This window comes from Paenibacillus sp. strain BS8-2, assembly GCF_054483835.1.
In genome coordinates this window covers 1,184,914-1,199,786 of record NZ_CM137010.1, presented here as the reverse complement: position 1 = coordinate 1,199,786, position 14,873 = coordinate 1,184,914, and the positions used below count along the sequence as shown (strand labels likewise).

The following is a 14,873-nucleotide window of genomic DNA, read 5'->3' as shown; positions in this document are numbered from 1 at the left end:
TCGATTTATAGGCGGCCTTTCTTCATTGCGTTCCTGACAATGATGGTGGCTAAGAAACGGTGTAACTCAATCCAATCTTCGTATGTCGATTCTTTCTCCGGTAAGATCACGTTGATCATCCCATGTTTGCCTTTTATGGAGAATGCGACTTTCTTTTCGATGTCCTTGAAGTTCTCTAGACGTATATCCGGCATGGTTTGCTCATTTTTACACATCCCAAAACTTACTCCCCTTAACGTCCGGATCGATTGTCCGCAGCGCGCCGATAATCTTCTTCATGACGGCCGCGCTCGGTATGAAATCTTCCTCGGAGCATGCTTTGCTAATCGTATTCCGGCTCACCTTCGATTCCTTCACGAGATCCTCTTGCTTCAGGCTATTCTGATCAAGCCACTTCCCTAGTCGGCTCCGCCTCTTTCCTATTCCAAACAAGCCAATCCCCTCCCTTTAACAAACAGTCTGGACAGGATTCTCAAAATTAAACGAACCTTTCCCAATCTATTGCGAATATTGTACAAGCGGTCCGCCGTATGCTTTTAACAGGTCCGGGGCATGGTCCTCGGAATATTCCAGCAAAGGAGTGAGCGGCAATGATGACAGTGGTTTTCGTCGCTGGAGTAGCGATCGGATCGGCAGCATTGGAAAAACGATTTACGGCGCAGGGAAACGCAGCCGCGGCCAGGACGGCAAAGCAATTTGGCAGGTGGTTTCTGATTGGATCCGGGGCTTATATCGTGTGGGCGTGGGGGGCGGCCGCGCTGGCATTGATTGCGATGTCGTAGGCGATCGTCCATTCCCCTTTTAAAAGAAACGGTCGAACAGTCGAACGGAACATTCGCGTGGCAAAGCGTGAAGCTAGGCAGGCTGCCACACCATTCCTCGAATCATTCCAGCTAATATTCCACGAACTGATATACGCAGACGTCTACGCATTTGTCCGATCTATTCCATCCGCTATTCCTGCAAAGTTCCAGGCTAGAACAAAGCCACGGAATATCTTCAATTCAAGCGTACCGAAGGACGAAGCTCGTATTAAATCCCTTCCACAAAAGTGAAAGAACTACTGAGTTCTGGAGGGAAAGCCATGTTATTTATGACTCTGGGTGTGGGTTTATTAGTTGGTTGTGTTGGTACTTCTATTTCTACTCTCTTTTCTTTTTCATCTTTAAACGTAACTCGATCGCTCAACGTTACGTTCAAAGCTCTGAACCTGGGCGTCCAGCAGGGTGGGGAAATGGTGCTGCCGGCCATCAATAAGCGGATTGATTATGAATGGGGCTCACGGCTGCTCTGCTGGCTTCCTGCAGGGCTCAGCAGTCAAAAGGTTATCGAGCAGAAGCGCGCTATAGCAGAGGCGCTACGCGCTGATATAGACGTCTATTGGGAATCTGGTCTGATCATCGACATTTACAGCGGCAGCATGCCTGATAGCCTGCCATATAGCGTTACAGAGCGCCATGACTACCGCGTAGCGATCGGCGCTACACGGCGCTATGAAACGCACTACTATGACTTCGCCGGCAGCTTCCCGCACTTGCTTGTCGGGGGGATTTCCGGGGGCGGTAAATCGGTATTGCTCCGATCGATCCTCACGCAGTTAGCGACCGGTCCAAAACCGGACCTATACCTATGCGATCTGAAAGGCGGCGTTGAGCTGAACCTTTACCGCGATTTGGTCCTAACGAAGGGCTTCGTCACAACGCTGCCGACACTCCGGAAGATGGTTGATGATGTGGAAGCCGAGATGGATCGGCGGTATGCAATCATGGAGCGCAGCGGCTCCCAGGAGTGGCATGGCAAGCGCGCCATTCTGGTCATGGATGAACTAGCAGATCTGAAGGCGCGGCCGAAGGATCCGGAAGCAGAGATTAAAAGCGCGATTAAGGGACGTTTAACGACGCTCTCAGCGAAGGGGCGGGCGGCGGGCGTTATCCTACTCCTTTGTACGCAGCGCCCGTCAGCGGACGTCGTGGACGGCCTAATAAAGACAAACATAGCAACATCTATCTGTTTCCGTACGAGGGACGCTATGCAAAGCCGTATCATCCTAGACAACAACGATGCGGCGGAGCTGCCGGACGTTCCCGGGCGCTGCATCTTTCAGCAGGCGAAGGATGAAACGCTTCAGACGTTTTACTTGTCGTATGACCAGGCAAAAGGGCTCCTTGCGAACTGTGAACGAAAGGCGGTCGAAACACATGAATCTAGGTCAATCGAAGATGACGCGTTGGATTCAAATATTGGAGAGCTTGGATAGTCACGGATTCTTGACCACATCACAAATTCAGCGGCTTCACGATCTCGGCGGTCGACGCAATACAAGCCGGATTCTTAACGATATGAACGACCTCCTCAGCTCGTTTCAGCTGGAGGAGAAAGTCTATTACCTGTCTGCCAAGGGGCGTAAAGAAATCGGCAGCTCCACGGCACGCCGGCGCACGCTCCACACTCTGCATACGCTTCTGAGGAACGAGGTTTATATTCGATTCCGACCGGAGTACTGGCGTGTCGAATTCCCCATTAAGTGGGGCGAGGAGACGGTTATTCCGGATGCAATATTCCGCCGTGACGGGCAGTTCGTATTTCTGGAGATCGACAACACGCAGACGATGGCTCAGAACGAGCGGAAGGGCTCGCAGTATCGTGCTCTCCGGGAGACACAGATATTTCAGCGGAAGCATGGCTACTTTCCGACAATAATGTTCGTTACCGGCTCTGAATACAGGCAGAAGCAGCTTCGGGCGCTCTTTGATGGAATGGCGATAGAAGTAGTGATGTTTAGAGAGTTGAGGTAAATATTTTAATGGAATATTTTTCAAACAATGACTGAAGTACCGCTTCGTTATACCTAAAATAGATTCAAGTTAGAGGGAGGAATTTCCTTCTCCGTATCGAATATTTGTATTTAAACCAAGTGCATATCATATAATTATGAGGTCACCATAGAAGGGGAAGAGACAATTGAAAGTTAACGGACTCGACACTTTTTTCTTAACATTCATTGCCACATGGTTTAGTGTGAGAATAACAAAGTGGGCAAATGAAGGTGCCGACTCAGGTTTGGAATACGGAGCACTTCCTTTAATTTCTTTAATAATGGGGGTTTTTTTCTTTACAATGTTTATAAGTTGGATAAGGGATTGTCGATATAGGGGTATTTTTTCTTTTAGCAGTCTCTTGTTAATAATAGCTTTGATAGGTTTAATATTGAATATATTGGTACAGGTAGGCTGGTTCCGTGGATACATAAAAGCGGTCGATCTACATGTGTTTTTGTGTTTAGCAGTCCTGTGGATATTGGCCCCACTTGTGGAGGGACTAAATAGGAAGTTCAATCTTAAGGATTTAAAAAATGCATTGGGACTTGTTTTTCCTAAAATGGAAGACCCGTCTCCTGCTAGCGCACAATCATCTCAAGGGTCAGCGGCAACTCGAGAAGATAAGGAGGAGGGATAGTGTGCCATATTTAATTATGGGGATTAGTTTTTTATTATTAGTCTTTGTTGCAATAATTAATATCAGAAGCCAGTCGGTAAAAAGAAAAATACATGCTAGTCCGCATAATCAAAAAGTGAATAATGAAGATAAAGATACACTACTAATAAAAATGGCAATTAACCAATCATCATTGCTCACACAGTTGGAGGAACTTACGAGAAAAGTTGATTCATGTGACAAAGAAGTGAAGTTATTGAATAAACGGGAGATTCGATTCTATCATGCAGCTGATGAACAACAATTTCTGACTAGTATCAGGACCACTCAGAGAGATATAAGCATTACAAAAATTATAAGTGAGATAGAAAGTCCCGATTATGATGAAGGAGCAGTTACTTACCCGAAATTATCTAATGAAAAAACCGAAGGCTTAAAAGGTTTTTTTTCAAAATTAATTGAGGAGGACTCACAGCATGGAAGGGATGGAAAAGGTACTAGCGGCATTAAAGAGGTTGGAAGAGGGACTGCTAGAGAATAGTAATCTCATGGGGATCGTTGAAAACTTAATTGGAGATGCGGTTCAGAATCGTGATCCTGAAATTCTTGATAAAACAGTAAAGAAAATATTGAAAATCAGTAATTTTAGTAATCTATTAATTGCCATATACCACGCTAATAAAGATTACAATGAAATGAAGACATCTATTAATATAGATGTGTTGAATTGGATATATTCTTTAAGTGTTAGATATGGTCTCAGAATGTATAGTATTAGATTATTTGTTGATAGTCCTTTGTCTTGGAGGTCTGTCGAAAGCAAAATGTTCTACGACAATGGACCAAAGGCTCAATTAACATTTAACCGAAACGATACAAACAGTCTCGTAATTGAATGTAATAAGGTTTCACTAATAGGACTAATAAGCGTTTTAGTTGATTATTTAGATGACATGGTATATGAGGATCTCACAGAAAAGGAGAGTACGGAACTAAGTGAAGTTATTGATAATTTAAAAAAAATACACTCATTTGACGAGGATAATCAGGAAGAAGATTGATTTTCGAATAAGGTAATTGTCTGAAAGTATTAATATAAGTCATAGCAAAACAATAGCTCCTTTATTCTTTATAAGGATCTATTGTTTTGCCAACATTTTGCTCACATCTTGTCCACATGACCACTTTTTGACCCCTGATTATCAAGTCAACATTCATATGGATAATCAACGAATCCCCCTGTATTGACGCCATTCCTTCCAATAAGCAATCAAATCCACTTAGGTTAAACAACACCTAGTTAAACAGAGATGGTTTTTCCTCTCGTCGAATCCATCGTGAGCAGAGGGGGACGCGTTTGTATTGCATCTCCGCGTAGAGATGTCGTACTGGAGCTTGATCCCCGCATTCGAAAGGCCTTCCCGGACACCAGTGTTGTAACACTGTACGGAGGAAGCGAGCAGCGCTGGGATAAGGGAGCAATTATATTGTCGACCACGCATCAATTGATGCGATTCCATGAATCATTTGATTTGGTCATTGTCGATGAGCTTGATGCGTATCCCTACCACGGAGATCCAATGCTGCACTACGCAGCTGACAAAAGCCGACTTAAAGGGGCGCCGACGCTCCTGCTGTCGGCAACCCCTCCTGCCGAGCTGCAGCGTGCTGCGCGAAGAGGAAAGCTGGCACATGCAAGAGTGCCTGTGCGCTATCATCGTCATCCGCTGCCTGTGCCGAAGCTGCTGAGCTCGCCGAGTGTACGTCAGTTGTTGGTCAAAGGACGGCTACCACGTTCGCTTTTCCAGGCATTGCAGTATTCTTTGGGCAGAGGTGCACAAGTATTTGTTTTTGTGCAGCGTATCACCGAATCTGAGCCGATGGCAGTTCTGCTCCGCAAACTATGGCCTACGCTGACGATCGAAGCCACATCCTCCAAGGATCCATACCGATCGGAGAAAGTGAGTCGGTTCAGAAGCGCCGCTACCCGATTGTTGGTTACGACGACTATATTAGAACGTGGCGTGACGATACCGCGTAGTGATGTTTTCATTCTCGATGCGGACGGACGTTTATTCGATGAAGCTTCTTTGGTTCAGATGGCGGGTCGAGCGGGGAGATCTTCTGATGACCCGGCGGGCAGGGTTTATTTTGTTGCTATTGCCCGAACTCTATCACAGCTCCAAGCCGTGCGTCATATCAAAGGTATGAATCGTATGGCGGCGAAGCGTGGATTTCTATTGTCGCACCTGCAAGACACGAATGCTGAATGGAATAAGATATGAATAAACATATCGTTTCATTGTGGACTAACTTGAAGCAATCCATAACATCCTCCGATGTGATAGCAGACTGGTTGTCCCCACAGGGGGCGAATTGTGTCGCTTGCGGCAAGAGAAGCCAGAATCGCGTGTTTGACGACTCACCTCGGATCCTCCAGCACTCCCTTTGTCATCGTTGTCTCGAGAGTATACCTTGGCTTCGTGAGATTCGGTGTAAGCGTTGTGGCAGAGGGATAACATGCGAGGATTGTTATCACTTCCCTAACCGGTCATTCCAGTTGAATCGCAGCGCAGTTTCGTACGATCCCGTCATGCGCGAATGGCTAGCTCTGTACAAATATCGGGGACTTGAGCGAATGGGTCCGATTCTGGCCGAGATGTTGATGCCTGCTTACGAACGTCTCCTCGCGAGCCCAGGGTGCAGATGGGATGCCATCACGTTTGTTCCAATCAGTGAAATTCGATCAGAGGAACGAGGCTTCAATCAGGCAGAGGCTATGGCTAATCATGTAGCTTCCAAGGTTGGCATGCCTGTCCTTTCACTTCTTGAACGAACACGCCATACGGAGAAGATGAGCTTCAAGAGCAAAATGCAGCGGCTTCGCGATGTAGAAGGGTTATTCGCGCCTAGACTTTCGGAAATTCGGATATTATGCGAGAGCGCGGGGAGACACATACAATTCGGATCCACTCCATCTCGGATGGGTATTCTCCTGATCGACGATATCTACACAACCGGCAGTACGGCTGGCGCATGCGCCAAGGCGCTCAAAGAAGGCGGTAACAAGTGTGGATTGGACCTCGATGTATACGTCTTGACCTGGGCACATTCTTGAGCCCTCCCTGTTGAGCAGGGGGGAACGCTTATAAACGCGGTATTTTCCACTAATGAAATCTTGTCCAAAATCCGTTAAACTATAGTAATAAGTAGTTTATGGACAAGGAGGTTTAAGAGCGATGAATTTGGATAATTGTCCTCGTTGCGGTAAGCTTTTTGCCAAAAATTTCAGGGATGTGTGTCCGGTATGTATCCGCGATATCGATAAAGAATATCAGCTATGCTCGGACTATCTAAGACAATATAAAGGTGCGATGATCGGTGAGCTGTCTGATCAAACGGGCGTATCGATTAAACAAATCACGAAATTCATCCGGGAAGGCCGCATCTCGATGGTTAACGCGCCGAATCTGTCGTATCCATGCGAGTCATGCGGAACGTTAATTCGGGAGAGTCATATCTGCGATGAGTGTCGAGCACGATTAGTCAAGGATACGAATCAGATGAGACGGAACGAAACGAGTAAGCTAACGAAGGAAGAAGAGAAGCGTTCGTCGGCGAATATCGCGTATCGTGGTTTGTCTCAGTATAAAGACAGATAAATCATTCATACTAGTGAAGTGATGATGCTGAGATGGACAAAGGGATAGCAACGCGGAGTACAGAGGACTTTTTGAATAACTTCTATTAAATAATACTTGACTAAAGCCGATAATACTTGCATAAGGTATTCGGCTTTTTTAGTCCCTGTAAATGATGAGGTGGATAAATTGAAGATAAACGAAAGCAATCGCATTAGCGGCACGAATCCATATTCCAAGCAAGCGGAATTCCGCTCCGAAGGCGCGAAGAAAGCCAAGCAAAAGGATGAGGTACAAATTTCGGCCGAGGCGAAGGAAATGTTAACAAGCAGTAAATTGAATGGGACCGAACGCGCGGAGCAGCTTGAAAAGCTGAAGAATTCTGTTGCATCGGGTACGTATCACGTGGATGCAGGCAAGATTGCGGAGAAGCTGCTACCATATCTGAAGTAGCTTCGTGAACGTGCACCAGCACACGATATCCCACAGAAAGAACGGTGATAAGGTGTCCGCTTTCCGCGAACTTATCGAAACATTGGATAACATGCTTCAGCTGTACAAAGCCCTGGGCAGTATCGCACGCAAGAAAAAAGATCAAATTATTCATAATAAAATCGATGAATTAAATGTTTCGCAGTCTCAAGAGTCTAAACTTCTTAAGCAGTTGGCGGAATTCGAGCCCATTGCACGTGCGGCGATGATTAAGCTCCAGAGAGAACAGGGAGTGCGTCCTAAGTTAAAAATAACGCTCACTGAGATTGGGAAAATGACATATAATCCTTCGGACAGACAAGAGCTCTCCAGTATCAGAGAAGAAATGAACGAGGTCCTTAAAGGTCTGAGGGCGAACAATGAACTGAATCAACAACTCCTTCAGCAGGCTATGGAATATAACAGCTTTGCGCTTGACGTCATGTTCGGGGCTCCCGATGAAGAGGTTGTGTACAAGAAGCCAACCTTGCAGCCGCAAGGAACAAAGAGGCCGGGTATGTTCGACGTCAGAAGATAAGTCAGAGCGACATAGGGAAACGGAGGCGGTACGATGAGATCTACATTCCACGGAATTGAAACAAGCAAACGTGCATTGTTCGTACAATCGACAGCGTTAAATACGCTTGGGCATAATATTTCCAATGCATCAACGGAAGGATATAGTCGTCAGCGCGTCAATATGACGGCGGCAAGACCTTTGGCCTTCCCAGGCATGACTCGACCTAATACCCCGGGCCAACTTGGTCAAGGGGTAGAGTACGTTAGCGTAACTAGGGTCCGCGATAATTATCTGGATCTGCAGTACCGCAGAGAAAATCAGCAATTAGGTATGTGGGACGTTCACGATCAGGCAATCAAAGCCATCGAGAAAATTGTCAACGAACCATCGGATAGCGGTCTAAGTAAAGTCATGGATAAGTTTTGGAACTCGCTCGAGGTGTTGAATCGTGATCCCGCCTTGCTTAGTGCGAGAATTGATTTAATCGGGTCCGCTACGAATTTGACCGATACGCTTAAACATATGAGTTCTTCACTAGATACGTTGGAAGCGGATGCGGCAAGCAATATTGATGCTAAATTGGTGCAAGCCAATTCATTAATCGAAAGTATCTCGCAGGTCAATGGCATCATTCGCAGAATTGAACAAGTTGGCGACAACGCGAATGATTACAGAGACCAGAGAGATGTGATGATGGATCAATTATCGCGTCTCGTCGATGTGCAATTCTCAGAGGACGCGAACGGCATGGTTAATGTTTTGAGCGGCGGCGTCCAGGTAGTGGCTGGAGAAACGCCGACAACGCTAACCGCTGGGGACGTAACTAATTTAACCGCTGGTGAGCTTGCAGGATATAAGAAGTCAGTAGAAGAGGTTCAGACGATCCGTAACCAGCTTAACGCGATGATGGACACACTCATTAACGGTGAAGTGGACGTAACCCTGCCTAATGGCTATGTAGCCGCTAACGATATGACAGCTCAGAACGATGTTACATTAGAGGACGGTACGACGATTACGGCTGGTACGGTCATACCTGCTGGATCTCGCATTGCTTCATCGGTAACGATAACCGTAAACGGGTTCAATGGCTTGCACCAGCTAGGATACAGTATGTCGGATCCGGCAGAGAGCGGGTTGCCATTCTTTACGACAACGGATGGCAGCGGAGTCTTCAGCATTGGTAATTTGCAAGTTAATCCGGCAATAGCGTCCGATACGAGCAAAATAGCGGCGTCTGGCAAATTCGAAATCAATGGCAGCGGAGACTCCATTACAATTAAGGGTAATGGCGATATTGCGCTTGCTCTAACAAGCTTGCGAGATAAAAAATTTAATTTCCCGCTAAGTCTTACTGCTTTATCTACAGGAACGACGGATGATTATTTCCGTGCGATGGTAGGCGACTTAGGTACACGCGCTAACAATGCGACCCGCAATTATACAAATCAGTTGGATTTGGTTGATGGAGTCGAAATGAGAAGACAATCGGTCAGCGGTGTTTCGTTGGACGAAGAAATGGCAGATATGATTAAGTTCCAGCATGCGTACAATGCAGCCGCTAGAAATATGACAGCAGTCGACGAAATGCTAGACCGGGTTATCAACCAAATGGGGCTTGTAGGTAGATAGGAGGATATAAGATGCGCGTAACAGGAATGATGCAGAACACGCAGATGCTTCGCAATTTACGTAACACGAATGCAGGTATCACAAATTGGCAGAACCAGCTGGCTACCGGACAACGTATTCATCGTCCTGGCGATGATCCTGTAGGTATCGGGTATCAGATGAGATACGATACTGAATTAGCCCGAGGCCAGGAGTTTCTGGAAAATGCAAGAACAGGTAGTGGATGGCTGAATACAATGGACTCCAACTTGCAGCAAGCAACGGAAGTGCTGCAGAGAGCCCGCGTATTGGTTCAACAAGGATTGACAGGGACGATGCCTGAAGATGCTCGCAGGCAAATTGCAGCCGAAATCCAACAATTGCGCGAGCAGATGGTGTCTATCGGTAACAGCACTTATGACGGCAGATATATGTTCAACGGACAGAAGACAGATACACAGCCTTACACCGTGGCAGATGCTAATACGAACGAAACTGATCCAGGCATGTACTATTTGAATGTTAGTTCAGCCGTAACAGTGCCTGTGAGCATAACGGGAGAGCAAATATTCGGTGAAGCAGGTGCAGCTGACAACGTCTTCCTAGTGCTTGATAACATTTACAACAACCTCATGAGTAATGATGTAAATGCACTGGGAGCAGGACTAGGCGGAATCGATGCAGCGGCTGATCGCATTGCGATCAATTTGGCTGAGGTAGGCGCTAGAACTAATCGCTTTGAGCTTGTAGAGAATCGATTGCTTGATGAACAAAATGGACTAAAGGAATTGCGCGGTCAGGTAGCCGATGTTGATATGGCCGATGCGATCATTCAGCTTCAAATAAGGGAAAATGTTTTGCAAGCTTCGCTAGCGACTGGCGCTAGAATTATGCAGGTGTCCTTGATTGATTATATTCGATAATCATGTATGAATCTGATTACGGAGGTGCCGAAGTGAGCGAACGCGCCACACGAACGGAAACCTTTCTCCAGACAGCGTATGGAGAAGTGACCCTAACTGAAGAACAGATATATAACTTTGCGCAGGGCGTTATTGGTCTGCCGTCTATTACAAAATACGGGCTGCTTCCTTTTGCAGATTCGGGACTGTTCATCTTGCAGTCTCTGGAAGAGGATCTTAGTTTCGTGCTGATACCAGCCATTAAAGTGGAGAAGGAGTTCTCCTTTCAGGTTGACGAAGAAACCGTGTCGCAATTAGGCGTTCAGGAGCCGAGTGAGGTTGTTACGATGTTAATCGTCCACATTGTCGATGGCCTACCGTATATTAACGGCAAAGCTCCGATTCTGGTTGTGCCCTCTACCCAAAGGGGTTGCCAATTCGTCATTAATGATGGGAACTATTCCGTCCGCGAGCCTCTTGTCATGAAAGGACCGGAACCATGTTAGTGCTCAAACGCAAGGTTGGCGAAGTTGTCAGGATCGGCAGCGACATCGAGCTTCATGTCTTAGCCGTTGAAGGTGATGTAATCAAATTAGGCTTTGAAGCACCCAAAAATATTCAGATTATGCGATCAGAGCTGTATGATGCCATACGCGCTGAGAACATACAAGCCGGAAGCCAGAAGTCGGAGCAATCCTTACAACTGATGAATCTTCTGACTGGCAAGGCTAAGGAAAAATAAATAGTCACTTATGGAGGAATGTACAGTGCTAGGGTCAATCAATCGAATGGACGGATCCAATCGAGATTGGAGTCAAGCGGGCCTTACAACTACGAATAACAACACAGATAAGTCGAAGGCGGAAGTGAAAATCCCAGGTGTTCATCATGCAGAACGTTCGGGTAAAGGAGAGCTAAGCGAAGCCGACAAAGACAAGCTTCACAAGGAAGTGGAGAAGGTCAACGAACAGCTTCAGGCACAGAATCATTCGCTCCGTTTCAAGTTCAGTGACAAAGCAGAGCAGTTTTATGTAGAAGTAGTCGATACTCGCACGCAAGAGGTTATTGACAGCATTCCGGGCAAACACATGATCGAATTGGCTGCCAAATTAAAGGATATGATAGGCTTCTTCATCGACGAAAAACGATAAAACCTAAGTGAGGTGATAACTTATGTCATTCAGTATTAATGGGCTTGCTTCGGGATTAGATACGGCACAGATTATTCAGGACTTGATTGCCAAAGAAAAAGTACCGTATACGAATCTCGAAACGAAGAAAAAAAATCTGCAAACGGAGCAAGGTGTATTTCGTGCTATCAATACTAAGCTGAAGGCGCTGGAGACCTCGTTGGCGGATTTGAATCTGGACGCTACCTTTAAGAAGAATAAAGGCATATTCTCTAACGGCAGTGTTGGAACGGCTACGATCGCCGACACGGCCAAAGCGGGTAATTATTCGATTACGGTCAATAACCTTGCCAAAAGCGAGATTCAGGTTGCGACTGGATTAACGGGTGCAGGGACTTCGTTGAACGGGGCTACTTTTACGATTGGTGACCCGGCAGACAATAAGACCATAAGTATCGATACCAACACGCTGGGCAATTTCACTAACAATAAAGAAGCTCTGCAAGCTCTAGTGCAGAAAATTAATGGAGACACGGCTATATACGGCGGCAAGGCCTCCCTTATCAATACTGGGACAGATGAGTACGCGCTCAGCATAACATCCGAAAAGGGGCAAAATGTCGGATTTAGTTTTTCCGGCGGTACTCTATCACCTGCTATTAACAGTTCGAAAGTAGCTGGAACAGGAGAAAAAGCAAGCATCACGATTGACGGCGTGACGATTAAGAGCGACTCCAACGAGTTCGAAATCGCCGACGGAGTAACGATTAATTTGCAGGGCATCGGCGACTCTACGCTTAAAGTCGGCAGGGATGTCGAAAGCATTACTAAGAAGATAGATTCGTTTGTCACGGCGTATAATGATCTCATTACGGTTGTAAAAGATAATCTCGCTAAACCTGCTAACGAGGAGTTAACCAACCCGCTACAAGGCGATTCAACCTTAAGGTCGATTCAAAACGTTCTGTACAACTCGTTCACACAAATGGTGGGTAGCGGCGCATCCGCAGGTTTCATGGAACAACTGGGCCTAAGTATCGATAAGGGGTTTACGTCCGGTAGCCAGATGACAGGAAAGATTACCTTTGATAAAGCTGCGTTCGAAAAAGCCCTGACGTCAAGCCCGGATAAAGTTGTCTCTGTATTTACTGATCGAATGAAAGATATGAAATCAACAATAACCAGCTATACAAGCTCCACCAAAGGCATTCTTGCGATGAGAGTCACCGGATATGATGCCGAAATCAAGATTGTTGATGAGCGAATGGTAAATATGGAGCGTAAGCTCGAGTTATCAGAAATGCGCCTAAAAGCACAATTCAGCAATATGGAAGTCATGATGTCGTCGCTTAAGAATCAACAAGAATGGTTAACTTCTCAATTTGAATCATTAATTAGTTCCGCTAAGAAGTAATTAGTGTAAGCTAAGGGGATGAAGGTACTGTGATCTCAAACTTTAATGGATATCAAGCCTATCAGAAAAATAATTATGAGACGGCATCTCCGCACCGCCTAATTACGATGCTATACGATGGAGCGATTCGGTTTATGAATCAATCGATCGCCAATGTTCAAGCTCAGGATATCGCGGCTACCAACTTATCATTGACTCGGGCCCAAGATATTATGAACGAATTGATAGCTTGTCTCAACTTCGAACAAGGGCAAGAGGTTGCAACAAATCTTAATAGTATATACCGCTATACGATTGACCTGCTCGTACAAGCGAATATTCAGAAGAGAGTCGAGCCCATAGAAGAGGCAATTGTCATCGTTAAGGATATCCGTGAAGCATGGCAGGCAATAGGCAGGGAAGTGGCGATGAATGGATAGAACGGGTCAGCAACTTCTTGAGAGCTATGAGAAACTCTTATCCATACAGCAATTGCAGCTTTCCCTTGCATCTAAGGAAAAGTACGATGAACAAATTTCCGACATTAGGGAGCTTGAACGCCAAAAGCTGGCGCCTCAGGCTCTTATTAATGAAATTCGGCTGGAAGAGAGCTTCTACAACGAAATAGTGGCCAGCAGACAAACGGAAATAACCGACTATATCCGAGAGCTACAGTCTTTGAATGAGCAATTGCAGAAGATTCTAAGCGGATGGTACGGTGAAGCTTCGAGCGAAATGCAGCAAGTCTCGGTCCACCGCAAGACATTACAAACGTATGGCGGCGTTAATTACAGCGATGTTATCTCGTATTTTATTGACGACAAAAAATAGCATTCTTTTTTTAAAAGGCTATAAACAAATGATGGAATTGATCCGATAATACTATTGTGACCACAAGGATGTGGCGCTAATAACCTATCATGGAGGATGATTATTATGTTTATTAACACTAACGTTGGCGCGATGAACGCACACCGTAACTTGACTTCGAGCAACACGCAAATGAACAAAACAATGGAAAAACTTTCTTCTGGATACCGCATCAACCGCGCGGCTGACGATGCTGCTGGTCTTGCAATCTCCGAAAAAATGCGTTTCCAAATCAACGGTATGAACCAAGCATCCCGTAATGCTCAAGACGGCATCTCCCTGATCCAAACAGCTGAGGGTGCATTGACTGAAACTCACGCTATGCTGCAACGTCTGAACACACTTGCTAACCAAGCGGCTAACGGCACGTATGCTTCTGCAGATCGCGGGAAGATCCAACTAGAGGTTGCAGAACTTCTTAGCGAAATCAGCAACATCGCTAGCGGAACTAAATTCAATGGTATCGAGCTGTTGAATACGGCAAGCGCGATTAAATTCCAAGTTGGCGTTAACTCGACTGACACGATCTCGGTAAGTCGTGGAGAGATGGGCGCATCGGCACTCGGTGTGGGTTCAATCAGCCTGAGCTCTGCTTCTGGTGCTAGCGATGCAATTGCATTAATCGAAAAGGCAATCGAGTCCGTTTCCGAGCAACGCGCTACATTCGGTGCTGTTCAAAACCGTCTGGAGCACACAATCAATAACCTCGGCGTTAACAAAGAAAACTTGTCCGCTGCACATTCCCGTATCCGTGACGCTGACATGGCTGCTGAGATGACTTCGTTCACGAAGAACCAAATTCTAGTACAAGCTGGCACTTCGATGCTTGCCCAAGCTAACTCGGTACCACAAAACGTTCTTAAGCTTCTTGGATAATACGCAGTACCCGATTTCCAGAAA

At 46.0% G+C, this 14,873-nt stretch carries 21 protein-coding genes; 20 read left to right on the top strand and 1 reads right to left on the bottom strand.

Annotated elements, in window-relative coordinates; all coding sequences use genetic code 11:
* Positions 1-207: 207 nt before the first annotated feature.
* Complete coding sequence (locus ACX1C1_RS05235; protein ID WP_458956077.1) at positions 208-432, bottom strand: helix-turn-helix domain-containing protein; 225 nt, start codon at positions 430-432, stop codon at positions 208-210.
* 158 nt (positions 433-590) lie between these two features.
* Between ACX1C1_RS05235 and ACX1C1_RS05230 the strand changes: the two genes are divergently transcribed.
* The 20 genes from ACX1C1_RS05230 (at position 591) to ACX1C1_RS05135 (ending at position 14,849) form a co-directional block, all read left to right on the top strand.
* Positions 591-782, top strand: a complete 192-nt coding sequence (locus ACX1C1_RS05230) for a hypothetical protein (protein WP_458956076.1) — start codon at positions 591-593, stop codon at positions 780-782.
* Positions 783-1,234: 452 nt separating this feature from the next.
* Positions 1,235-2,257 (top strand): FtsK/SpoIIIE domain-containing protein, encoded by a 1,023-nt coding sequence (locus ACX1C1_RS05225; RefSeq protein WP_458956075.1) that lies wholly within the window; start codon positions 1,235-1,237, stop codon positions 2,255-2,257.
* Positions 2,199-2,795, top strand: a complete 597-nt coding sequence (locus tag ACX1C1_RS05220) for a replication-relaxation family protein (protein WP_458956074.1) — start codon at positions 2,199-2,201, stop codon at positions 2,793-2,795. The genes ACX1C1_RS05225 and ACX1C1_RS05220 overlap by 59 nt, the downstream gene beginning before the upstream one ends.
* 166 nt (positions 2,796-2,961) lie before the next feature.
* On the top strand, positions 2,962-3,456 hold the full coding sequence (locus ACX1C1_RS05215; protein ID WP_458956073.1) for a hypothetical protein: 495 nt from the start codon (positions 2,962-2,964) through the stop codon (positions 3,454-3,456).
* Position 3,457: 1 nt separating this feature from the next.
* Complete coding sequence (locus ACX1C1_RS05210; RefSeq protein ID WP_458956072.1) at positions 3,458-3,976, top strand: hypothetical protein; 519 nt, start codon at positions 3,458-3,460, stop codon at positions 3,974-3,976.
* On the top strand, positions 3,912-4,496 hold the full coding sequence (locus tag ACX1C1_RS05205) for a hypothetical protein (RefSeq protein ID WP_458956071.1): 585 nt from the start codon (positions 3,912-3,914) through the stop codon (positions 4,494-4,496). Before ACX1C1_RS05210 ends, ACX1C1_RS05205 begins: the two co-directional genes overlap by 65 nt.
* A 249-nt stretch (positions 4,497-4,745) precedes the next feature.
* A complete protein-coding gene (locus ACX1C1_RS05200; RefSeq protein WP_458956070.1) occupies positions 4,746-5,720 on the top strand; it encodes a helicase-related protein in 975 nt (324 codons plus the stop codon).
* Between the two features lie 275 nt (positions 5,721-5,995).
* Complete coding sequence (locus tag ACX1C1_RS05195; RefSeq protein ID WP_458956069.1) at positions 5,996-6,553, top strand: ComF family protein; 558 nt, start codon at positions 5,996-5,998, stop codon at positions 6,551-6,553.
* A 121-nt stretch (positions 6,554-6,674) separates the two neighbouring features.
* On the top strand, positions 6,675-7,097 hold the full coding sequence (locus ACX1C1_RS05190) for a TIGR03826 family flagellar region protein (protein ID WP_458956068.1): 423 nt from the start codon (positions 6,675-6,677) through the stop codon (positions 7,095-7,097).
* A gap of 168 nt (positions 7,098-7,265) precedes the next feature.
* A complete protein-coding gene (gene flgM, locus ACX1C1_RS05185) occupies positions 7,266-7,529 on the top strand; it encodes a flagellar biosynthesis anti-sigma factor FlgM (protein ID WP_458956067.1) in 264 nt (87 codons plus the stop codon).
* Positions 7,530-7,533: 4 nt separating this feature from the next.
* On the top strand, positions 7,534-8,085 hold the full coding sequence (locus ACX1C1_RS05180) for a flagellar protein FlgN (RefSeq protein WP_458956066.1): 552 nt from the start codon (positions 7,534-7,536) through the stop codon (positions 8,083-8,085).
* Between the two features lie 33 nt (positions 8,086-8,118).
* The gene (flgK, locus tag ACX1C1_RS05175; RefSeq protein ID WP_458956065.1) at positions 8,119-9,699 is read left to right on the top strand and encodes a flagellar hook-associated protein FlgK; all 1,581 of its coding nucleotides are present in this window, start codon (positions 8,119-8,121) and stop codon (positions 9,697-9,699) included.
* Between the two features lie 11 nt (positions 9,700-9,710).
* The gene (flgL, locus tag ACX1C1_RS05170; protein ID WP_458956064.1) at positions 9,711-10,601 is read left to right on the top strand and encodes a flagellar hook-associated protein FlgL; all 891 of its coding nucleotides are present in this window, start codon (positions 9,711-9,713) and stop codon (positions 10,599-10,601) included.
* A gap of 32 nt (positions 10,602-10,633) precedes the next feature.
* Positions 10,634-11,086: a flagellar assembly protein FliW gene (fliW, locus tag ACX1C1_RS05165; RefSeq protein WP_458956063.1), complete on the top strand. Its 453-nt coding sequence runs from the start codon at positions 10,634-10,636 to the stop codon at positions 11,084-11,086.
* The gene (gene csrA, locus ACX1C1_RS05160) at positions 11,080-11,322 is read left to right on the top strand and encodes a carbon storage regulator CsrA (RefSeq protein WP_458956062.1); all 243 of its coding nucleotides are present in this window, start codon (positions 11,080-11,082) and stop codon (positions 11,320-11,322) included. Before fliW ends, csrA begins: the two co-directional genes overlap by 7 nt.
* 25 nt (positions 11,323-11,347) lie before the next feature.
* On the top strand, positions 11,348-11,731 hold the full coding sequence (locus ACX1C1_RS05155) for a flagellar protein FlaG (RefSeq protein WP_458956061.1): 384 nt from the start codon (positions 11,348-11,350) through the stop codon (positions 11,729-11,731).
* A gap of 22 nt (positions 11,732-11,753) precedes the next feature.
* Positions 11,754-13,124, top strand: a complete 1,371-nt coding sequence (fliD, locus tag ACX1C1_RS05150) for a flagellar filament capping protein FliD (protein WP_458956060.1) — start codon at positions 11,754-11,756, stop codon at positions 13,122-13,124.
* A 29-nt stretch (positions 13,125-13,153) separates the two neighbouring features.
* Entirely contained in the window at positions 13,154-13,543 is a 390-nt protein-coding gene (gene fliS, locus ACX1C1_RS05145; protein ID WP_458956059.1) for a flagellar export chaperone FliS, read from the top strand.
* Positions 13,536-13,934 carry a hypothetical protein gene (locus ACX1C1_RS05140; protein WP_458956058.1) on the top strand — a complete coding sequence of 133 codons (399 nt, stop codon included), beginning with the start codon at positions 13,536-13,538 and terminating at the stop codon, positions 13,932-13,934. Before fliS ends, ACX1C1_RS05140 begins: the two co-directional genes overlap by 8 nt.
* A gap of 105 nt (positions 13,935-14,039) precedes the next feature.
* Complete coding sequence (locus ACX1C1_RS05135) at positions 14,040-14,849, top strand: flagellin N-terminal helical domain-containing protein (protein WP_458956057.1); 810 nt, start codon at positions 14,040-14,042, stop codon at positions 14,847-14,849.
* The last annotated feature ends 24 nt before the right edge of the window (positions 14,850-14,873 follow it).